Source organism: Streptomyces sp. NPDC050738, from assembly GCF_040654175.1.
GTDB lineage: Bacteria > Actinomycetota > Actinomycetes > Streptomycetales > Streptomycetaceae > Streptomyces.
The window spans coordinates 825,205-845,810 of record NZ_JBFAHN010000001.1; the positions used below are offsets into that span (position 1 = coordinate 825,205).

12 protein-coding genes and 4 tRNA genes are annotated in these 20,606 nt (G+C 69.1%); 10 read left to right on the forward strand and 6 right to left on the reverse strand.

Annotation, left to right across the window (positions count from 1 at the left end; all coding sequences use genetic code 11):
* Positions 1-27 precede the first annotated feature (27 nt).
* Positions 28-3,960, reverse strand: coding sequence for an ATP-dependent RNA helicase HrpA (gene hrpA / locus AB0H78_RS04115; RefSeq protein WP_363232642.1), 3,933 nt, complete (start codon positions 3,958-3,960; stop codon positions 28-30).
* 99 nt (positions 3,961-4,059) lie between these two features.
* On the opposite strand from hrpA, the gene AB0H78_RS04120 reads away from it, so the two are divergent.
* Positions 4,060-5,181, forward strand: coding sequence for an ABC transporter permease (locus AB0H78_RS04120; RefSeq protein ID WP_363232643.1), 1,122 nt, complete (start codon positions 4,060-4,062; stop codon positions 5,179-5,181).
* A gap of 71 nt (positions 5,182-5,252) precedes the next feature.
* Here AB0H78_RS04120 and AB0H78_RS04125 read toward each other — a convergent pair.
* The 4 genes from AB0H78_RS04125 to AB0H78_RS04140 all read right to left on the reverse strand — a co-directional run bounded on the left by AB0H78_RS04125 (position 5,253) and on the right by AB0H78_RS04140 (position 7,190).
* A tRNA-Phe gene (locus AB0H78_RS04125) sits at positions 5,253-5,326 on the reverse strand.
* Between the two features lie 22 nt (positions 5,327-5,348).
* Positions 5,349-5,423: transfer RNA gene (locus AB0H78_RS04130), tRNA-Asp, on the reverse strand.
* Between the two features lie 39 nt (positions 5,424-5,462).
* Positions 5,463-5,535 (reverse strand) — tRNA-Glu (locus tag AB0H78_RS04135).
* Positions 5,536-5,705: 170 nt separating this feature from the next.
* The gene (locus tag AB0H78_RS04140; RefSeq protein WP_363232644.1) at positions 5,706-7,190 is read right to left on the reverse strand and encodes a metallophosphoesterase; all 1,485 of its coding nucleotides are present in this window, start codon (positions 7,188-7,190) and stop codon (positions 5,706-5,708) included.
* Positions 7,191-7,249: 59 nt separating this feature from the next.
* On the opposite strand from AB0H78_RS04140, the gene AB0H78_RS04145 reads away from it, so the two are divergent.
* The 7 genes from AB0H78_RS04145 to AB0H78_RS04175 all read left to right on the forward strand — a co-directional run bounded on the left by AB0H78_RS04145 (position 7,250) and on the right by AB0H78_RS04175 (position 16,396).
* Complete coding sequence (locus AB0H78_RS04145) at positions 7,250-7,600, forward strand: metallopeptidase family protein (protein WP_363232645.1); 351 nt, start codon at positions 7,250-7,252, stop codon at positions 7,598-7,600.
* Entirely contained in the window at positions 7,597-8,082 is a 486-nt protein-coding gene (crcB, locus tag AB0H78_RS04150) for a fluoride efflux transporter CrcB (RefSeq protein WP_363232646.1), read from the forward strand. The genes AB0H78_RS04145 and crcB overlap by 4 nt, the downstream gene beginning before the upstream one ends.
* Positions 8,079-8,444, forward strand: a complete 366-nt coding sequence (locus tag AB0H78_RS04155; protein ID WP_363232647.1) for a CrcB family protein — start codon at positions 8,079-8,081, stop codon at positions 8,442-8,444. The genes crcB and AB0H78_RS04155 overlap by 4 nt, the downstream gene beginning before the upstream one ends.
* Positions 8,445-9,175: 731 nt before the next feature.
* Positions 9,176-11,491, forward strand: coding sequence for a DEAD/DEAH box helicase (locus tag AB0H78_RS04160; protein WP_363232648.1), 2,316 nt, complete (start codon positions 9,176-9,178; stop codon positions 11,489-11,491).
* Positions 11,492-11,739: 248 nt separating this feature from the next.
* Positions 11,740-14,685 carry an FG-GAP-like repeat-containing protein gene (locus tag AB0H78_RS04165; RefSeq protein WP_363232649.1) on the forward strand — a complete coding sequence of 982 codons (2,946 nt, stop codon included), beginning with the start codon at positions 11,740-11,742 and terminating at the stop codon, positions 14,683-14,685.
* 49 nt (positions 14,686-14,734) lie between these two features.
* Positions 14,735-16,270 carry an amino acid permease gene (locus tag AB0H78_RS04170; RefSeq protein ID WP_363232650.1) on the forward strand — a complete coding sequence of 512 codons (1,536 nt, stop codon included), beginning with the start codon at positions 14,735-14,737 and terminating at the stop codon, positions 16,268-16,270.
* A gap of 53 nt (positions 16,271-16,323) precedes the next feature.
* A tRNA-Lys gene (locus AB0H78_RS04175) sits at positions 16,324-16,396 on the forward strand.
* A gap of 102 nt (positions 16,397-16,498) precedes the next feature.
* Here AB0H78_RS04175 and AB0H78_RS04180 read toward each other — a convergent pair.
* On the reverse strand, positions 16,499-17,560 hold the full coding sequence (locus AB0H78_RS04180) for a helix-turn-helix domain-containing protein (protein WP_363232651.1): 1,062 nt from the start codon (positions 17,558-17,560) through the stop codon (positions 16,499-16,501).
* A gap of 198 nt (positions 17,561-17,758) precedes the next feature.
* Between AB0H78_RS04180 and AB0H78_RS04185 the strand changes: the two genes are divergently transcribed.
* A complete protein-coding gene (locus AB0H78_RS04185; protein ID WP_363232652.1) occupies positions 17,759-18,373 on the forward strand; it encodes a hypothetical protein in 615 nt (204 codons plus the stop codon).
* 64 nt (positions 18,374-18,437) lie between these two features.
* Positions 18,438-20,543 (forward strand): flotillin family protein, encoded by a 2,106-nt coding sequence (locus tag AB0H78_RS04190; protein ID WP_363232653.1) that lies wholly within the window; start codon positions 18,438-18,440, stop codon positions 20,541-20,543.
* Positions 20,544-20,606 lie beyond the last annotated feature (63 nt).

Here is a 20,606-nt window from a genome sequence, read left to right on the forward strand (position 1 = left end):
CCCCGGTCGAACTCGATACGGAAGGGGTCAGCGGGCCCCCGCCACCGCCTGGTCGATGGCCTTCACGATGCGCTTGTCGGAGACCGGATAGGCCGTTCCGAGCGCATGCGCGAAGTAGCTGACCCGCAGTTCCTCGAGCATCCAGCGGATGTCCAGGACCTCCCGCGGGACCGGCCTGCCCTGCGGCATCTGCTCCAGGAGCCAGGCGTACTCGTCCTGCATCTCGTGGACCTTCTCCATACGCGTGGTGTCCCGCTGCACGGCCGTCGGCATCTGCTGCATGCGCCGGTCGGCGGCCACCAGGTAGCGCATCAGGTCGGGGAGGCGGCGCAGGCCGGTGGCGGTGATGAAGCCCGGCTTCACGAGGGCCGCCAACTGGGTGCGTACGTCCTGGACATTGGCGACCAGCGTCAGGCTGTTCGTCGACTTCAGGCGGCGCTCACAGGCCTGCCAGGCGGCCAGGATCTGCTGGACCTGGTCGACCGTGCGGATGGTCAGCTCGACCAGATCCGTACGGACCTTGTCATACAGCTTGCGGAAGGACTCCTCGTCCCAGGCCGGGCCGCGGTGGTCGGCGATCAGCTTGTCCGCGGCAGCGGTCGCGCAGTCCTCGAAGAGGGCCTGTACGGAGCCGTGGGGGTTGCGGGAGAGGGCGAGCTTGGCCTGGTTCGTGAGGCGGTCCGAGGCGAACTTGGCCGGGTTCACCGGGATGTTGAGCATGATCAGCTTGCGGGTGCCGCGCCACATCGCCTGCTGCTGCTCGGCCTCGGTGTCGTAGAGCCGTACGGAGACGGTCTCGCCCGCGTCCACCAGCGCCGGGTACGCCTTGACCGGCTGGCCCGCCCTGCGCGTCTCGAAGAGGCGCGGGAGCGTGCCGAGCGTCCAGGCCGTGAGGCCCGTGCGCTCGATGGACTCGCCGCCGCCGGCCTCCGCGGTGGCCGCGGCCGCCTGGGAGAGCGCCTGGCGGGCCTTGGGGCGCAGTTGGACCTTGAGCGCCTCCAGGTCCTTGTCCTCGGCGAGCTTGCGGCGGCGTTCGTCGGTGATCCGGAAGGTGATCTTGAGGTGGTCGGGGATCCGGGTGAGGTCGAAGTCCTCGTCCGTGACCGGGACTCCGACCATCCGCTGGAGCTCGCGGGCGAGCGTGAGCGGCAGCGGCTCCTGGAGGGGCACGGCCCGGTCCAGGAAGGCGGTCGCGTAGTTCGGGGCCGGGACGTAGTGACGGCGGATCGGCTTGGGGAGGGAGCGGATCAGCTCGACGACCACTTCCTCGCGCAGGCCGGGGATCTGCCAGTCGAAGCCCTCGGAGGTGACCTGGTTGAGGACCTGCAGCGGGATGTGGACGGTGACGCCGTCGGCGTCCGCGCCCGGCTCGAACTGGTACGTGACGCGGAACTTCAGCTTTCCCTGGCGCCAGGAGTCCGGGTAGTCGTCCTTGGTGACCGCGCCGGCCTTCTCGTTGATGAGCATCGAGCGCTCGAAGTCGAGGGCTTCCGGCTCGTCACGCTGCTTCTTCTTCCACCACGAGTCGAAGTGCGCCCCCGAGACGACGTGCTCGGGGATCCGCTGGTCGTAGAAGTCGAAGAGCGTCTCGTCGTCGACGAGGATGTCGCGGCGCCGTGCGCGGTGCTCCAACTCCTCGACCTCGGTGAGGAGTTTGCGGTTGTCGGAGAAGAACTTGTGGTGCGTACGCCAGTCGCCCTCGACCAGGGCGTTGCGAATGAAAAGTTCGCGCGAGACCTCTTGGTCGATCCGGCCGTAGTTGATTTTGCGCTGGGCGACGATCGGGACGCCGTACAGCGTCACCTTCTCGTACGCCATCACGGCCGCCTGGTCCTTCTCCCAGTGCGGCTCGCTGTACGTGCGCTTCACCAGATGCTGGGCGAGCGGCTCGACCCACTCGGGCTCGATCTTCGCGTTGACGCGCGCCCAGAGCCGGGAGGTCTCCACCAGCTCCGCCGACATCACGAGCTTCGGCTGCTTCTTGAAGAGCGCCGAGCCGGGGAAGATCGCGAACTTGGCGTTCCGGGCGCCCAGGTAGTCGTTCTTCTCGGCGTCCTTCAGGCCGATGTGCGAGAGCAGACCGGCGAGGAGCGAGGTGTGGACCGACTGCTCGGGTGCATCGTCCTCGTTGATGTGGATGCCCATGGTCCTGGCGACCGAGCGGAGCTGCGCGTAGATGTCCTGCCACTCGCGGATGCGCAGGAAGTTGAGGTACTCCTGCTTGCACATCCGGCGGAAGCTGGAGGAGCCGCGCTCCTTCTGCTGCTCGCGGACGTAGCGCCAGAGGTTGAGGAAGGCGAGGAAGTCGGACGTCTCGTCCTTGAAGCGGGCGTGGTTCTGGTCGGCCTGCTGCTGCTTCTCCGAGGGGCGCTCGCGCGGGTCCTGGATGGAGAGCGCGGCGGCGATGACCATGACCTCGCGTACGCAGCCGTTGCGGTCCGCCTCCAGGACCATGCGGGCCAGGCGCGGGTCGACGGGGAGCTGGGCGAGCTTGCGGCCCTGCTGGGTGAGGCGGTTCTTGGGGTCTTTTTCGTTCGGGTCCAGCGCGCCCAGTTCTTGCAGCAGTTGGACGCCATCGCGGATGTTGCGGTGGTCCGGCGGGTCGATGAAGGGGAACTTCTCGATCTCGCCGAGGCCTGCAGCGGTCATCTGGAGGATGACGGAGGCCAGGTTGGTACGGAGGATCTCGGCGTCCGTGAACTCCGGGCGGGTGAGGAAGTCGTCCTCGGAGTACAGGCGGATGCAGATGCCGTCGGACGTACGGCCGCAGCGGCCCTTGCGCTGGTTGGCGCTCGCCTGCGAGACCGCCTCGATGGGCAGGCGCTGGACCTTGGTGCGGTGGCTGTAGCGGGAGATACGGGCGGTGCCCGGGTCGATGACGTACTTGATGCCCGGGACGGTGAGGGAGGTCTCGGCGACGTTCGTCGCCAGGACCACGCGTCGGCCCGTGTGCTGCTGGAAGACGCGGTGCTGCTCGGCGTGCGAGAGACGGGCGTAGAGGGGGAGGACCTCGGTCATCCGCAGCTTCTTCTTCTCCAGCGCGTCCGCGGTGTCGCGGATCTCGCGCTCGCCGGAGAGGAAGACCAGGATGTCGCCGGGGCCCTCGTGCTGGAGCTCGACGACGGCGTCGCAGATCGCGGTGATCTGGTCGCGGTCGCTGTCGTCCGCGTCCTCTTCGAGGAGGGGGCGGTAGCGGACTTCCACCGGATACGTACGCCCGCTGACCTCGACGATCGGGGCGTCCCCGAAGTGCCGCGAGAAGCGCTGCGGGTCAATGGTCGCCGAGGTGATGACGACCTTCAAGTCCGGGCGCTTGGGGAGCAGTTGAGCCAGATAGCCGAGCAGGAAGTCGATGTTCAGGGACCGCTCGTGGGCCTCGTCGATGATGATCGTGTCGTACGCGCGCAGCTCGCGGTCCGTCTGGATCTCGGCGAGCAGGATGCCGTCCGTCATCAGCTTGACGAAGGTGGAGTCCTGGTTGACCTGGTCGGTGAACCGGACCTTCCAGCCGACCGCCTCGCCGAGCGGCGTCTTCATCTCGTCCGCGATGCGCTCGGCGACCGTACGGGCGGCGATCCGGCGGGGCTGGGTGTGCCCGATCATCCCGCGGACCCCGCGCCCCAGCTCCAGACAGATCTTCGGGATCTGCGTCGTTTTGCCGGAGCCGGTCTCGCCCGCGACGATCACGACCTGGTGGTCCCGTATCGCGTCGGCGATCTCGTCCTTCTTCTGGCTCACCGGGAGCTGCTCGGGATACGTGATCGCGGGCATGCGGGTCCGCCGCGCCCGCATCCGTACGGCGGACTTCTCCGCCTCGGCGGCGATTTCGTCCAGGACGGCCTGGCGCGCCTCGGGTTTGTGGATACGGCGGGCGCCCTCGAGGCGTCGGCCGAGCCGGTGCGCATCGCGCAGCGACGCCTCGTCGAGCGTGGCCTGGAGATCAGCGAAGGAAGTAGACATACCTGATCCAGGATCTCACCCGGCGATGACGCGTGGCGAACGGATTTGGCGGTTCGTTTTGCATGTGTATGTCCGCTGAGACTGATTTAGCGTGTTTTCATGCCCGACGAGACGCCCGAGCCGCCGCCCGAGTCCCAGCCCCCTTCGGAACCGCACCACGGCGCGCATGCCAGGAAGCCGACCAGCGGTGAGCACTGGGACGCCTTCAAGAAGTCCCCGTTCCTGCCCGCGACCGTGCTGGTGTTCATCCTGGCCGCGGCGGCGGGGCTCTTCGCCGGTTCGTACACGTACTTCATGGCGAATCCGACCCCGCACCGGATCCCGACCGCCGTCGTCGGTGCGTACGACTCCCCGCGCGGCAAGGAGTTCATCGGCGGGATGGAGAAGGCCCTCGACGCCTCGCTCAAGCTCAAGGTGTACGGGACGGCCGCGCAGGCCAGGGAAGGCGTGGCACAGCAGAAGGTCTTCGCGGTCGTCGACGTGGGCGCGGACCGCGTCCGGCTCGATGTCTCCAGCGCCTCCGGTCAGAGCGTCGCGCAGGTGCTGACCCAGTCGGCGGCGCAGGTGGCCAAGGCGACCGGGACCCCCATTCAGGTCAAGGACGTACGGCCGCTGCAGAAGGGCGACCCGCGGGGCCTCGCGATCTTCTACATCTCGCTCGCCGCGGTGATCATCGGCTTCGTCGGCGCGATCCAGCTCTCCGTCCACGCCCGTGGCCTCAATCCGGCGGAACGCATCGCCTTCACGATCGCGTACGCCCTGCTCGGCGGGTTCGTCGTCGCGGCTGTCGTGGACTGGCTGCTGGGCGCGGTGGATCTGCCGTTCGTGGAGTCCTGGATGATCCTGTCGCTCACCATGTTCACGTCGGGCATGGTCTTCACGATGTTCAACACCCTGCTGGGCCGCTGGGCGATGATCCCGACCTGGGGCCTGATGGTGCTCCTCGGCAACCCGTCGTCGGGCGGCGCGGTCTCCTGGCCGCTCCTGCCCTCGGCACTGGGCCGTATCGGCCAGTGGCTCCCGCCGGGCGCTTCGGTCAACGCCCAGCACACGGCCGTCTACTTCGGCGGCCACCAGCACTTCTTCCCGTTCCTGGTGCTGGCGGGCTGGGCGCTGGTCTCCTGTGCGGTCTTCTGGACCTGGCGCCACCGCCACCCGGGCGGACGGGAACGCCAGTCGGCGGCGGCGCACGCGGCGGCGGCAGGAGAGCCGGCGGCGTGAGAGGGGCCCGCATGTCGTACGTACGGAACACGCAGAAGGCCCCGACCGGTGGTCGGGGCCTTCTGTCTCTGTGGCTGGGGCCGGGATCGAACCGGCGACCTATCGCTTTTCAGGCGATCGCTCGTACCAACTGAGCTACCCAGCCACGCGGGTCTTGCGATCCGCAGCGGTCCTGACGGGATTTGAACCCGCGGCCTCCACCTTGACAGGGTGGCGAGCACTCCAAACTGCTCCACAGGACCATGCTGTTGTGCGCGACTAGTGTCTCACACGGTTTTGCGTACCCCCAACGGGATTCGAACCCGTGCTACCGCCTTGAAAGGGCGGCGTCCTGGGCCACTAGACGATGGGGGCTAACTGGCCACTAGTGCCTTGCTTCCGAGCGCGCTTCCCCTCGAAAGGTTCTGCTTCTCCCGCGACCTGTGAGGGTTTACGGGATGGTCAGGCTCTGACCTGCGCCCTGGGGCACGGCAAGACTTTACACGGGCGCCGGGGCAGGTCCAAACCGAATAGATGCCGGGAGCTCACGGCTGGTTGTCGTCCGGGAGGTGGCGGCTGACCTCGGCTGTTGTCAGGCCCAGGCCGCCCAGGGTGATCTCGTCCCAGGCCTGCAGGCGCTTGGTCGTGCGGTCCAGGTAGAGGACCGAGGCGAGGATCTTCTCGGGGTGCTTGTTCTGTACGGCGCGCAGGCCGCCGCCGCCCGTGGAGCCTTCCACCTTGAGGCGGGTGCCGAGCTTGAGCACGTCGGTCTCGCGGTGGTGGACGTGGCCGGCGAGGACGAGGGGGACCGTGCCGTCCGTTTCGCGGGCCGCGGCGGGCTCGTGTGCGACCGCGATGTCGACAGGGGTGCCGGCCAGCCGCTGGGCGCGCAGGTCGGCGGCCAGGTTGAGGCCGGCCAGCTGTTCGGCGGTCGCGCCGCCGGGGACGGTCGAGCGGTCCGGGGTGAACTGGGGGTCGCCGGTGCCCGCGATGCGCAGCCCGTCGATGGTGACCGCCTTGCCGTTGTCCAGGACGTGGGTGTTCTTGAGGCGGGAGAGGTAGCGCTGGGTCTCGGCGGAGTCGTGGTTGCCGCGAACCCAGACGTAGGGGGCGCCCAGGGTCGGGATCGGGTCCAGGAAGCGGTTCTCGGCCGCGCTGCCGTGGTCCATCGTGTCGCCGGAATCGATGATCACGTCGATGTCGTACTGGTCGACGAGGGAGGCGATGATCTGCCACGCGGCCGGGTTGAGGTGGATGTCCGAGACGTGCAGGACCCGGATCGTGGCGGGGTCGGGCCGGTAGGCGGGGAGGGTGGACGTGGCGTCGTACAGGCGCGTGACGTTGGTGACCAGGCGGGCCAGTTCCTGCTGGTAGACGTCGAACTCGGTGACGATCGAGCGGGCGTTGCCGATCACCTGGGGGGCCGAGGCGAGAAGCCCGGAGAACTTCGGCTCCAGGACCGACTTGGGGTTCCAGGTCGCGTACGCGGAGACGCCCGAGGCCGTCAGGAGCGCGAGGGCCAGGGCGCCGGCGGCCAGGGCGGGGCGGGGGCGGCGGTAGACCGCGAGGCCGAGGGTGGTGGCGCCGATGACCACGGCGGCGCAGGAGCGCAGCGCGAGGTCGAGGGTGCCGTGCTCGACGTCGGAGGCGATCTCGGACTGGAGGCCGGAGAAGAGTTCGGGGTGCTGCACCAGGACCTCGGAGCGGACCGGGTCGAGGCGGTCGACGTCCACGTCGAGGCGGATGGGGGCCGTGTGGGAGTCGAGCTCCAGGGCGCCCAGGGGGGAGACGTTGATTTTGGTGCCGCCGGTGAGGGAGGGGCGCAGGGTCATGGTGGTGTCCATGGGGCCGACCGGGGTGCGGACGTTGCCGACCACCAGGAGACCGATCCAGGCGCCGAGGACCACGACTGCGACCATGCCGAACGCCCGTGACCAGGGGTGTGGGGGGTGGGTGAGGGCCGAGGTGGGTTCGGGCCTGGCGTGGTGGAGGCGGGCGGTCACTTGCCGGAGTACGTCGGCGGCACGCATTGGGCCCGTATGCCCAGCCGGTGAGGCGGTCATGCGGGGTCGTGGCCGACAATGGGCGCGTGCTGGAGATGACGCGTGAGGAGTTCGAGGAACTGGTCGGCGAGGCGCTCGACCGCATTCCCGCTGAGCTGACGCGGTTGATGGACAACGTCGCGGTCTTCGTGGAGGACGAGCCGGCCAGCGACGATCCGGAGCTGCTCGGCCTCTACGAGGGGACTCCGCTGACGGATCGCGGGGAGTGGTACGCGGGTGTGCTGCCCGACCGCATCACCATCTACCGGGGGCCGACGCTGCGGATGTGCGAGAACCGGGAGGACGTCGTCGCGGAGACCGAGATCACTGTCGTGCACGAGATCGCCCATCACTTCGGGATCGACGACGAGCGGCTGCACGCACTGGGGTACGGGTGAGCGAGGCGGAGGCCGAGGCTGTCGATCCGGACGTCGATCTCCATGTCGCCGCTCAGCGCGCGGAGACCGCGGGCGGCGCCAAGTGGGCGGTGCTCGCGGCGATTTCGGTGGGCGGTGCGATCGGGGCCTGTGCGCGGTACGGGCTGTCGCTGGCGTGGCCGGTCGCCGCAGGGGCGTTCCCCTGGACGACGCTGGGGGTCAATGTCGTCGGGTGCGCGCTCATCGGGGTGCTGATGGTGCTGGTGAGCGAGAGCGGGCGCGCGACGCATCCGCTGGTGCGGCCGTTTCTGGGGGTGGGGGTGCTCGGGGGGTTCACGACGTTCTCCACGTACGCCCTGGAGGTGTCACGGCTGCTCGCGCGGCAGGAGGCGGGGACGGCGATGGCGTACGCGGCCGGGACGCTCGCCGGTGCCGTGGGTGCGGTCTGGCTGGCCGCCTCGGTGACCCGGCGGGTGGCCGGGGTGCGGGGGGTGGCGCGGTGAACTGGGTGCTGGTGGTCTTCGGCGCGATGGTCGGGGCGCCGCTGCGGTATCTGACGGACCGGGCGGTGCAGACGCGGCAGGACTCCGTTTTTCCTTGGGGGACGTTCACGGTGAACGCCGCCGGGAGCTTCGTGCTCGGGGCGCTCGCCGGGGCCGCGGTCTCCTCGGGGCCTTACGCGCTGCTCGGGACGGGGCTCTGCGGGGCGCTCACCACGTACTCGACGTTCAGCTACGAGACGCTGCGGCTGGCCGAGCGCGGCTGGACGTTCCTGGCGGTGGCCAATGTGGGGGCATCCCTGCTGGTCGGGCTCGGGTCGGTGTTCCTCGGGGCCGAGCTCGCGGCTTCGCTGGTCGCGTCGTAGGACGCCGCAGGGCGTGTCCCCGGCGGGGGAAAGGGAGTTGGGAGGGTGAATCCGCTCCCCCGTGTCCCCGGAGGTGGTGCCCTGTGCGCCAGTTGCCTGTCCCTGCCCGACTGGTGGTCGCCTCGCTGGCGGCGCTGGCCTCGGCCGGCTGTATGAGCGTGAGCGACCATCCGGGCAAACCCGCCTCGTCGGCTTCCGCCTCGCCGCAGGGAGGTGCCGCCGAGCCGGACGGGGGTTCGGTGCCGGGCGGTCATGGGCGCGTACCGGGGAAGAAGGGCCAGGACGGCGCGAGCGGGTCGCCTTCGCCCTTGGCGTCCCCGCAGGGGAGTGCGCCGGCGTCCACCGGGCCCTCGCCGCACCATCCGAAGAACCCGACGCCCTCCCGGACGCCGTCCGGAGCTCCGTCGGAGACCCCTTCGGAGCCCTCGCAGCCGCCCACCGAGGAACCGAGCGCGAGCCCGACCCCGGAGCCGAGCAGTCCGCCTCCCGGACCGTCAGCCTCGCCGGTATCGCCGCAGGTGGGAGCCGGTTAGGCGGGTCCGGTTTGCCATGAGGGGGGGAGGGTGCGTATGGTTATAGATCGTTTGATCCCATTGCCCGGCGCCGAAAAAGAAGAGCGTCGTGTGGCGCGTACTCTCCCTTGCCGTGGCTGGACCGCATTGAGGCGGTCGAAATTGCGATTCACGGAGTTATGGGCGCGTGCCGAGACTCCGAGAGGTTTCGCATTTCGCATGTCCAATTCCAGTTCTGACCACACCGTCATGCCCGAGAACGACGAGATTGTCGTCGCCGAGGCGCAGGCCGTCGTAGAGGCCGCAGAGATCGTCGACGCCGTCGAGGAGATCGTGGCCGTCGAGACTGTCGTCGCCGAAGAGATCGTGGCCGACGAGACCGTCGCCGACGAGATCGTCGCCGAGGACGAGGCTTCCGAGCCCGCCGAGGCCGACGAGCCCGGCATCACCTTCGGAGACCTCGGTCTGCCCGAGGGCATCGTCCGCAAGCTCGCCCAGAACGGTGTCACCGCGCCCTTCCCGATCCAGGCCGCGACCATCCCGGACGCCCTGGCCGGCAAGGACATCCTGGGCCGTGGCCGTACCGGCTCCGGCAAGACCCTCTCCTTCGGTCTGCCGACCCTGGCCTCGCTGGCCGGCGGCACCACCGAGAAGAAGAAGCCCCGCGCGATCATCCTCACGCCGACGCGTGAGCTCGCGATGCAGGTCGCGGACGCGCTTCAGCCGTACGGCGACGTGCTCGGCCTGAAGATGAAGGTCGTCTGCGGCGGTACGTCCATGAGCAACCAGATCTACGCCCTGGAGCGCGGTGTCGACGTCCTCGTCGCCACGCCGGGCCGTCTGCGTGACCTCCTCAACCGGGGTGCCGCGTCGCTGGCCAACGTTCAGATCGCCGTACTCGACGAGGCCGACCAGATGTCGGACCTGGGCTTCCTGCCCGAGGTCACCGAGCTGCTCGACCAGATCCCCGGCGGCGGCCAGCGCATGCTCTTCTCCGCCACCATGGAGAACGAGATCTCCACGCTGGTCAAGCGTTACCTGTCCAACCCCGTCACGCACGAGGTCGACAGCGCGCAGGGCAACGTCTCGACCATGACGCACCACGTCCTCGTCGTGAAGCCGAAGGACAAGGCGCCGGTCACGGCCGCGATCGCCGCCCGCAAGGGCCGCACGATCATCTTCGTCCGTACGCAGCTGGGCGCCGACCGTATCGCCGAGCAGCTCATCGACTCCGGTGTGAAGGCCGACGCGCTGCACGGCGGCATGACGCAGGGTGCTCGTACGCGTGTCCTCGAGGACTTCAAGAAGGGCTTCGTCAACACGCTCGTCGCCACCGACGTCGCCGCCCGCGGTATCCACGTCGACGGCATCGACCTGGTCCTGAACGTGGACCCGGCCGGTGACCACAAGGACTACCTGCACCGCTCGGGCCGTACCGCCCGTGCCGGCAAGTCCGGTGTCGTCGTCTCCCTGTCGCTGCCGCACCAGCGCCGCCAGATCTTCCGGCTGATGGAGGACGCGGGCGTCGACGCCTCGCGCCACATCATCCAGAGCGCCGGCGCGTTCGAGCCGGAGGTCGCCGAGATCACCGGCGCCCGTTCGCTCACCGAGGTCCAGGCCGACGCGTCCGACAACTCGGCCAAGCAGGCCGAGCGCGAGGTCGCCCAGCTCACCAAGGACCTGGAGCGCGCCACCCGCCGCGCCACCGAGCTGCGCTCGGAGGCCGACCGCCTGGTCGCCCGTGCCGCGCGCGAGCGTGGCGAGGACCCGGAGGCGGCAGTCGCCGAGGTGACGGAGGCTGCAGTGGCCGAGGTCGCCGCAGCGGTCGCCGTACCGGAGCAGGCTGCTCCCGTACGCGAAGAGCGCCGTGACGAGCGGGGCAACTACGGCCGTCGCGACGACCGTGGTGGCGACCGCCGCGACAACGACCGTGGGGGCTACCGCGGTGGCAACGACCGCGGTGGTGACCGTGGTGGTTTCCAGCGTCGTGACGACCGTCCGTCGGGTGGCGGCTTCCGTCGTGACAACGACCGTCCGTCGTCGGGTGGCGGCTTCCGTCGCGACAACGACCGCCCGTCCTCCGGTGGCTTCAACCGTGACCGTCGCGATGAGCGTCCGTCGGGTGGTGGCTTCCGCCGCGACAACGACCGCCCGTCCTCCGGTGGCGGCTTCCGCCGCGACAACGACCGCCCCTCGGGTGGTTTCCAGCGTCGTGACGACCGTCCGTCGTCCGGTGGTGGCTTCCGCCGCGACAACGACCGTCCGTCCTCGGGTGGTGCCAGTGGTGGATACGGCCGTCGCGACGACCGTCCCTCCGGCGGCTTCAACCGCGACGACCGTGGCGGCGACCGTCCCGCGGGTCACCGAGGCAGCGACCGTCCGTTCAACCGCGACCGTCGTGACGACCGTCCGGCCACGGGTGGCGGCTTCCGCTCCGGCGGCAGCGGCGACCGTCCCGCGGGCCGTACGACCGGCACGAACACCGGCACGTTCGGTCGTCGTGACGACAAGCCGCGCTGGAAGCGCAACGGCTGAGCGCAGCTGACTGATTGACCGGAAGAGCCTCGCCCGATGCACCGCATCGGGCGGGGCTCTTCCGCTGTGCGCCGCTGCTAATCTGCGAGCTGCTCGCACAGGGGTGCGGCATAAGGGTCTGGGGAGGCCTGGTGGGGGTTCTGATGCGTCGTCACAAGCTCAGATGTGGTGTCGTTGCTGTCGCTCTTGCGGTAGTGGTCGCAGGGGTGACAGGCCCGTTGGACAGTCCGGCTGCGGCGGATGCGCCCATGTCCACGACGCCATCCCCGACAGTGCTCAAGCCGGCCACGCGTACGGTGAGTATCGGCTATCCGGAGATTGCGGGGAAGACCGGTTTTCTGCACTGGGAGGTCAACGGCCAAGGCCATGTGTGGACCGACTACGCGACCGGCGTGACGACTGAGCGGGCTGTGCCTGTCGGCTACTCGTCCGTCATCAACACCTCGTCGGATGTGATCGCTTACCCGGGCGGCGATACGGGGGAGATCCAGCTGGTCGACGCGGTGAGCGGCGGCGAGCGGACCATGCGGCTACCGAAGGGGTTCACTCTCCGGGTGATGCGCGGGGACACTGCGCTGGCCACCGGCCTTTCGGCCGAAGGGAAGAGCGAGTGCCACCTTTTCCGGCTCGATGGGACGGCCCTCACCGACCGCAAGGTGACCGGGGTGCCCAGCGATGCGCCCTGTACCTCCGTCGACGCGGCGGCGGCCGGCACCGGCGACAGCACGAGCGTGGCCGTGAGATACCAGGTCGCGTCGGTCTGGCACTTCGGACTCATCGACCTCGACACTGCCGCGCTCACCGAACTGCCGCTCCCCCAGGGGGCGCAGAACCTCCAGGTCACCAAGGACTACATCTCCTGGTACGACGTCGTCGCGCGTGCCGTCAACATCCTCCCCCGAGCGGATCTGCAGGCCGCTCCGCGCACTCTGCCCAACACCACGGCCTATGGCACCCGGTCGTTCCTGGTCGGTGACCGGGTTCTCATGATGAACGTGGGAGGCGGAGTACTGGCCGCGATCGAGCCGAGCGGCGCGACGAGCGTCGCCCTGCACGCCGTACCGGCGGACCGTGCGATGGCAGGACCGGACGGCAGCCTGATCGCCGTGGGTACGGGGCCCTCCGGCGACTACGCCGTGCACCGCTTCACCGCGGGTGCGGATGGTGCTCCCGTACGGACCGAGCCCTACCCCATCCCCTGGTTGCCTTCGCACAGCGAACGGTTCTCGCTCACAGCAGGCAGGATCGACAGCTACGAAGCCGATCCGCACGGCACGCAGATCGCCTTCTACGACCGGAAGTTGGCTCTGTCCGGTCCGCCCACCGTCGAGACGGCCGGCTCCCTCGGCCTGGATGTCACCTACCAAGCCGCCTGCCGGACGTCGCAGGGCTGCCCCGAGATCCACTCCACCGTCGACGGACGAGTGGTCTATGCGACCCTCGAAAGCTCCGGTCCCCGGCTCCACGTCGTCGACACCGCGCACAAGGCGCCGGGCCTCCAGCGCGACCTCGGCACCACCTGGCTGACCATCGACTCGGTGTCCAGCCACTACGTCACCTACGCGACCGGGACCGCGACCGCATCCCGCACCGAAGTGCGGGACCTCGACACGCTCGACGTCGTGCGCACCGGCCCGGCGGGCGCCACCGCGCTCTGGGGCAACACGCTCTGGCAGGCGGGTACCGGGGGCGGACTGACGGCGACCAGTCTGGTCACGGGCGCCGTGACCCGCACCCTGGCCACAGGTTCCTCCTGCACCGTCTCCACACTCCAGGCTTCGGCCCGCCACCTCTATTGGGAATGCGGTACGAAGCCGGACTCGGCCGGGACCGTGGACCTGAGCACGGGCAAGGCCGCAGCCATCGGTGCGGGCTACACCCCCGGACGGATCGGCGACGGGTTCGTGGCCCGCCTGGACGGCGACCGCAAGGTGTCCATCACGGATCTGACCGGTGCTGCGGGACCCGTCGAGCGTCTGCTGGGCGGTACGGCCGCCTCGTCGGTTCCGGGGGTCGGCTGGGCGGCCGATCCGTACAGTGCACTGGTCGCGTACGAGGGCGAGGACCAGAGCCTGAGTGTCGTGCCGACCGGGGTCGCGGCCGCTCCGCTCGCGCAGATCGACGCGACGGTACCGACCACGCTGAACGTGGACAATTACCCCGGCTGGTCGCCGCGCTGGTGGATTTCGAAGCCCGCGGACTCCTGGACGCTGACACTGGCCAACAAGGCAACGGGGACTACGGTGTCCACGCTCACCGGAGGCGAGGCACGCGGGCTGATCACGGCCTCGTGGGACGGCATTCCCTCGGCCGGCCACCCCGTGCCCAACGGCACGTACACCTGGACGTTGACGGCGAGGCCGGCCGACGGTCAGGGCGCCTCCCTGGTGAAGTCGGGGTCGTTGGCGCTGCGGGGTGGCGCGGCGGTGCGGCGGGATGCCAATGGGGACGGTGTCGGTGATCTGCTGACCATGAATGGTTCGGGCGGGCTGACGTATCAACTGTTCAATGGTGCGGGGAAGTTGTCCGGTGGTCTCTCCGGTACCGGGTGGCCGACGTCGGCGTATGCGGTGCCCTTCGGGGACTTCAACGGCGACCGGTGCAATGACGTGCTGGTGCGATTCACCTCGGGGGAGTTGCGTTCGTACAAGCCCGGTTGCGGAAAGGCGGTGACGCCTTCGACGCCGTATGTGAAGGTCGGGGCTTCGGGCTGGCAGCAGTACGACGTGCTGACGTCGCCCGGGGACGCGAATGGTGACGGGCTTGCGGATCTGATCGCTCGGCAGACGTCGACCGGGGACATCTACTTCTACGCCGGTCGTTCCGACGGGAAGTTCGCGGCAAGGGTGCGGATCTTCACCAACTGGAAGGTGTACGGGCAGATCGCGGGCGTCGGTGACATCACCGGTGACGGCAAGGTGGACCTGATCGGCCACGACAAGGCCGGCGGCCTGTGGCGCTACAACGGCCTGGGCAACGGGAAGTTCGCCGCGCGGGTGAAGGTCTTCTCCAGTTGGGGCACCTCCTACAACGCCATCGTCGGCGTCGGTGACGTGACCGGTGACGGCAAGGCGGATCTCGTCGAGCGCGACACCGCGGGGAACCTCTTCCGCAACGACGGCAACGGCAAGGGATCCTTCGGCGGACGCACCCTGATCTCCAGCGCCTACAAGGGCTACAAGTCCCTGTTTTAGGCCACCAGTTGGCGCATGTCATGCCCCCAGCGAGGGAATCGCTGGGGGCATGACAACACCCGATCCCCGCGTGGGCCCCTCGGACGAGGCAAGACTCGCCGAACTCGGCTACACCCAGGTCCTCGCCCGCCGCATGTCCGCCTTCTCCAACTACGCGGTCTCCTTCACCATCATCTCGGTGCTCTCCGGCTGCCTGACGATGTACCTGTTCGGCATGAACACCGGCGGGCCCGCCCTCATCACCTGGGGCTGGGTCGGAGTCGGCCTCATGACGCTCTTCGTCGGGCTCGCCATGGCCGAGATCTGTTCCGCCTACCCGACCTCCGCCGGCCTCTACTTCTGGGCCCACCGCCTCGCCCCGCCGCGGAGCGCCGCCGCCTGGGCCTGGTTCACTGGGTGGTTCAACGTCCTCGGGCAGGTCGCCGTGACCGCGGGCATCGACTTCGGGGCGGCGTCCTTCCTCGGCGCGTATCTGAATCTCCAGTTCGACTTCAAGGTCACCCCGGGCCGCACGATCCTGCTCTTCGCCGCGATCCTGATCCTGCACGGGCTGCTCAACACCTTCGGGGTGCGCATCGTCGCGGTCCTCAACAGCGTCAGCGTCTGGTGGCACGTCGTCGGTGTCGTCGTGATCGTCGCCGCGCTCACCTTCACCCCCGACCACCACCAGTCGACGTCGTTCGTCTTCACGCACTTCGTGAACAACACCGGCTTCGGCAGCGGCTTCTACGTCGTCCTCATCGGGCTCCTCATGGCGCAGTACACCTTCACCGGCTACGACGCCTCCGCCCATATGACCGAGGAGACCCACGACGCCTCCACGGCCGGGCCGCGCGGCATCGTCCAGTCGATCTGGACGTCCTGGATCGCGGGCTTCGTCCTGCTCCTCGGCTTCACGTACGCCATCCAGTCCTACGACAAGGAGCTCGGATCCCCGACCGGCGCCCCGCCCGCCCAGATCCTCCTGGACGCGGTCGGCGCCACCGGCGGCAAGCTGCTCCTGCTGGTGGTGATCGGCGCCCAGCTGTTCTGCGGGATGGCCTCCGTCACCGCCAACTCCCGTATGATCTACGCCTTTTCGCGCGACGGCGCCCTGCCGTACTCGCACATCTGGCACACGGTGAGCCCCCGTACGCGTACCCCCGTCGCGGCCGTCTGGCTGGCGGCGCTGGGCGCGCTGGTGCTGGGGCTGCCGTATCTGATCAACGTCACCGCGTACGCCGCCGTGACCTCGATCGCCGTCATCGGCCTCTACATCGCCTACGTCATCCCGACCCTGCTCCGCCTCCTGCGCGGCGACGACTTCCAGCGCGGGCCCTGGCACCTGGGGCGCTGGTCCCGGCCGGTCGGGATCGTCGCGGTGGTCTGGGTCGCGGTGATCACGGTGCTGTTCATGCTGCCGCAGGTCTCGCCGGTGACCTGGAAGACCTTCAATTACGCCCCGGTGGCGGTCCTCGCGGTGCTCGGCTTCGCCGCGGCGTGGTGGTTCGCGTCGGCCCGCCGCTGGTTCCTGAATCCTGATCATGTACGGACAAAGGCGCGCGTCGCGTCCCATCAGGGAGCCCCGGAGCCCCTGGACCCCTGATACCTGATCGGCCCTGCGCTCCGGTCCGGCTATGCTCGGGGGAGCACAGTCGCGGACCGTTAGCTCAATTGGCAGAGCAGTGGACTTTTAATCCATTGGTTGTGGGTTCGAGTCCCACACGGTCTACGGGAAGTGGGCGGGTTACACCCACTCTGACCTGCTACGCAGCGCCTGGGTCGACTTCGGTCGGCTCGGGCGCTGACTCGTTTTCGGGCACGGAACCGGGGTTCAGAGTTCTGTGGCGGGCCAGTCCAGCAGCCGGGCTCCGATGACCGCGGTCTGCAGGGTGTAGCGGTGTACCGGGTCGGCGGGGTTGGCGCCGGTGAGCTGGCGGATGCGTTCCAGGCGGTAGGTGAAGGCGCGCACGCTCAGGTTCAGACGGCGGGCCGCCTCGGCGGCGATGCAGCCGGAGTCGAAGTAGGCGGTCATGGTGTCGAGGAGTGGCTGGGGGCCGCCTCTGGCCTGTCGCAGCGGGCCGAGGGCGCTGAGGACGAGGTCGGCCATGGCCTGGCGGTCGCGGGTGAGCACGGGGAAGACCAGCAGGTCGGCGGCGCGCAGGACCGGCCCTTCGAGGTTCACGCGCTCGGCCAGGTCGAGGGCGTTGAGTGCCTCTTCGTACGAGTGGGCGACACCGCCCGCGCCGGGCTGGGGGCGGCCGATGGCGATCCGGCTGCCGGTCAGCTCGTACGCCTGCTTGGCGAAGTGCAGGAGCACGTCGTCCTGGTCGGCCGGGGCGATGCAGACGAGCCTGCCGTCCTTGGTGGCGTACAGGATCCGGCGGTTGCCGAAGCGGCCGAAGAGTGCCCGCTCCACGCCCTGCGTCACGGCGTGCGCGTCGTCGTACGCCTCCGTGCCCTCGGCCACGGCGACGGCGTGCGTGTGGGAGAGCAGCAGACCGAAACGTTCGGCGCGCTCGGCGAGGTTGCCGGGGTCTCTGCGGCCGTAGAGAAGATCGTCGATGAACTCCCGTCGGGCAGCCTCCTCTTGGCGCACGGCGAGAAACTGTGCCCGCTCGTGGCCCTCGGCCAGGGCGTCGACCACCTGGTCGACCGCTGCGAGGAGTTGACCGAAGGAGGTGCGCGGCAGATCGGCGCAGGCGGTCCTGGTCATGGTCAGGTGCTGGCGGACCAGGGCACGCAGTCCGTAGCCGGCTTCGGCGGCCCGCTCGCCGAGTGCCCGGCGCGACTCCAGTTCGCCGCGGGTGAGCCGGCGTCCGGTCGCGCAGACGTCGGTGAGGATGCGGTCGTAACCGTCGAGGTACTCCTCGGGTATGTCCCCGTCTGCGGCCACTGGTTCTCCTGAAGGGTCGGACGGTCGTCGTCCGAGAGTATCCGGCATCAAGAACGCATAAAGACTGCCGGATTCCGGCAATGCGAACGGGTATCCGTCCTTGCCAGGATGTGCCAGGGGGACACGGGGGACGGTCCCGGTGCCAGGAGGCGGAAACGTTCCTGGCACCGGGACCCCACGACGAAGGGGGGTGAGCCGGTGAGTGAGTTCCTCGCTGCGGCCCTCGGATTTCCCGCGGCTCTCTTCAGCGCCGCGCTGGTCGTGGTCGTGGCCTTCTGGCTGCTGGTCCTGTGCGGAGTCGCCGAGCACGACAGCTTCGGCGGGCATGCGCACAGCGGCGCTCTGGGGGCGGGTGGGGTGCCCGTGACCGTTCCCGTCTCGCTGTTGGCCGGTACCGCGTGGTTCGTGAGCTTCACCGGTTCGGTTCTGGTGCGCCGCTCCGGGGCGGCCGGCGCCGGCCGCGCCGCTCTGGACCTGGGAGTGCTGGTCGCCGCGCTGCTGCTCGCCTGGTCCTTCACCCGGATTCTCGTACGTCGGCTGCGGGGCCTCTTCCCCGATCTGCCGCCGCCGTCCCGGCTCGACTTCATCGGACTGACCTGCACGATCCGTACGGGCTCGGTCTCCGCCGACTTCGGTCAGGCCGAAGTCGCCGCGACGGACGGTTCGACCGCACTGGTCCAGGTCCGGCAGCACGGGCGGGATGTGTTCCGTTCCGGGAGCACGGCTCTGCTCTACGCCTATGACGAGGACGGCGAGTTCTTCTGGGTCGGGCCCTTCGACTCGGCGCTCGACCCTCGGACGACCTCCGCCTGAGCCTCGGCGTCCTTCCCTCTCGACCCGTCGGCCATCGACGCACCTTCACCTCTAGGACTTCACCATGGATGCCATTTCCCTGGGCATCGGCGTATTCGTCGCCGTTGTCCTGCTCATCGCCATCACGTTGATCCTGGTCGTCAGCAAGCTGTTCCGAAAGGTGGAGCAGGGCCGGGCGCTGATCATCTCCAAGACGAAGAAGGTCGATGTCACCTTCACCGGTGCGGTCGTCCTGCCCATACTGCACAAGGCCGAGTACATGGATATCTCGGTCAAGACGATCGAGATCCGGCGCACCGGCCGCGAGGGCCTGATCTGCCAGGACAACATCCGCGCCGACATCCACATCAGCTTCTTCGTACGGGTCAACAAGACCGTCGAGGACGTCGTCAAGGTCGCCCAGGCGATCGGCACCCAGCGGGCCAGCGACCGGGTCGCCATTCAGGACTTCTTCGCCGCGAAGTTCTCCGAGGCGCTCAAGACCGTCGGCAAGCAGCTCGACTTCGTCGACCTCTACACCAAGCGCGAGGAGTTCCGGGACCAGATCATCCGCGTCATCGGCACGGATCTGAACGGCTACCACCTCGACGACGCGGCCATCGACTTCCTGGAACAGACCCCGATGACGCAGCTGGACGCCGCGAACATCCTGGACGCCCAGGGCATCCGGAAGATCACCGAGCTGACCGCTGTCGAGCACGTCAAGACCAACGAGTTCCAGCGGACGGAGCAGAAGGAGATCACCCGGCAGAACGTGGATGCCCGGGAGACCATCCTGGAGCTGGAGCGCCGGCAGGCCGAGGCGGAGATCAAGCAGCGCCGGGAGGTCGAGACGCTGCGGGCGCGCGAGGAGGCCGCGACGTCCAAGGTGCAGGAGGAGGAACGCCTCGGCGCCCAGAGCGCGTTCCTGCACACCGAGGAACTGCTCGGCGTCCAGCGCGAGAACCAGGGCCGCGAGATCGCCGTCGCGCAGAAGAACCGCGAGCGCGTCATCGCCGTCGAGAACGAGCGGATCGAGAAGGACCGCATGCTCGAAGTCATCGGGCGGGAGCGGGAGACCGCCCTGTCGTCGATCTCCAAGGACAAGGAGGTCGAGGCCGAGCGCCGCGAGGTCGCCGAGGTGATCAGGGAGCGCATCGCGGTGGACCGTACGGTCGCCGAGCAGGAGGAGTCCATCAAGAAGCTCCGCATGGTCGAGGAGGCCGAACGTACGCGGCAGGCCGTGATCATCGCGGCCGAGGCGGAGGCGCAGGAGAAGCTGGTCAAGGACATCAAGGCGGCCGAGGCCGCCGAGGCCGCGGCCACCCACCGCGCCGCCGAGCAACTCACGCTGGCGGACGCCCGGTTGAAGACCGCCGACCTCGACGCACGCGCGAAGCTGCGTCTTGCCGAAGGCATCCAGGCCGAGGCCGCCGCGCCCGGACTTGCCGAGGTGCAGGTACGCGACAAGGAGGCCGACGTCATCGAGAAGGCCGGCCGTGCCGAGGCCGAGGCCGCAGGGGCCCGGCTGAAGGCGGAGGCCGAGGGGGCCAGGCTGAAGGCGCTCGCGGTCGCCGAGGGGACGGCCGCCCAGGCCACCGCCGACGCGGCGATGATCGGGGAGAAGCTGAAGGCGGAAGCGGCGGGCCTGACCGAGAAGGCCGCAGCGATGGCCGCGCTCGACAACGCCTCGCGTGGGCACGAGGAGTACCGGCTGCGTCTCGCGGCGGAGAAGGAGATCCGGCTGGCGGGTCTCGACGTGCAGCGGCAGGTCGCCGAGGCGCAGGCCACGGTGCTCGCCACGGGCCTGGAGCACGCCGACATCAACATCGTCGGCGGGGACACCGTCTTCTTCGACCGGCTCGTCTCCTCCATCGCTCTGGGCAAGGGAGTCGACGGCTTCATGCAGCACTCCGAGACCGCCCAGGCGCTCGCGAAGCCCTGGCTGGACGGGAGCGCCAGCTTCCCGGAGGACCTGACCCGGATGCTCGGCTCGGTGTCGACCGGCGACGTACAGAACCTGACGGTGTCGGCGCTGCTCATGAAGCTGATGCAGTCCGGGGGCCCGGATCGGACCGGACCGCTGGGTGAACTGCTCGAAAAGGCAGATCAGTTGGGACTCGGTGACGTGCAGATCTCGGCGCTGACCGGCTCCGCAGGCGGTTCCGTCAACGGTTCGGCCAAGGTCTGATCCTCCGATGCGTGGCCCACCGCTCGTAATACGGCGGGCCACGCATCCCGTACGCATCCGCAG

Bases quoted from the DNA above. Each gene is read 5' to 3' on its own strand.
- hrpA (WP_363232642.1), bottom strand. From the start codon at position 3,960: ATGTCTACTTCCTTCGCTGATCTCCAGGCCACGCTCGACGAGGCGTCG.
- AB0H78_RS04120 (WP_363232643.1), top strand. From the start codon at position 4,060: ATGCCCGACGAGACGCCCGAGCCGCCGCCCGAGTCCCAGCCCCCTTCG.
- AB0H78_RS04140 (WP_363232644.1), bottom strand. From the start codon at position 7,190: ATGCGTGCCGCCGACGTACTCCGGCAAGTGACCGCCCGCCTCCACCAC.
- AB0H78_RS04160 (WP_363232648.1), top strand. From the start codon at position 9,176: ATGTCCAATTCCAGTTCTGACCACACCGTCATGCCCGAGAACGACGAG.
- AB0H78_RS04165 (WP_363232649.1), top strand. From the start codon at position 11,740: ATGTCCACGACGCCATCCCCGACAGTGCTCAAGCCGGCCACGCGTACG.
- AB0H78_RS04170 (WP_363232650.1), top strand. From the start codon at position 14,735: ATGACAACACCCGATCCCCGCGTGGGCCCCTCGGACGAGGCAAGACTC.
- AB0H78_RS04190 (WP_363232653.1), top strand. From the start codon at position 18,438: ATGGATGCCATTTCCCTGGGCATCGGCGTATTCGTCGCCGTTGTCCTG.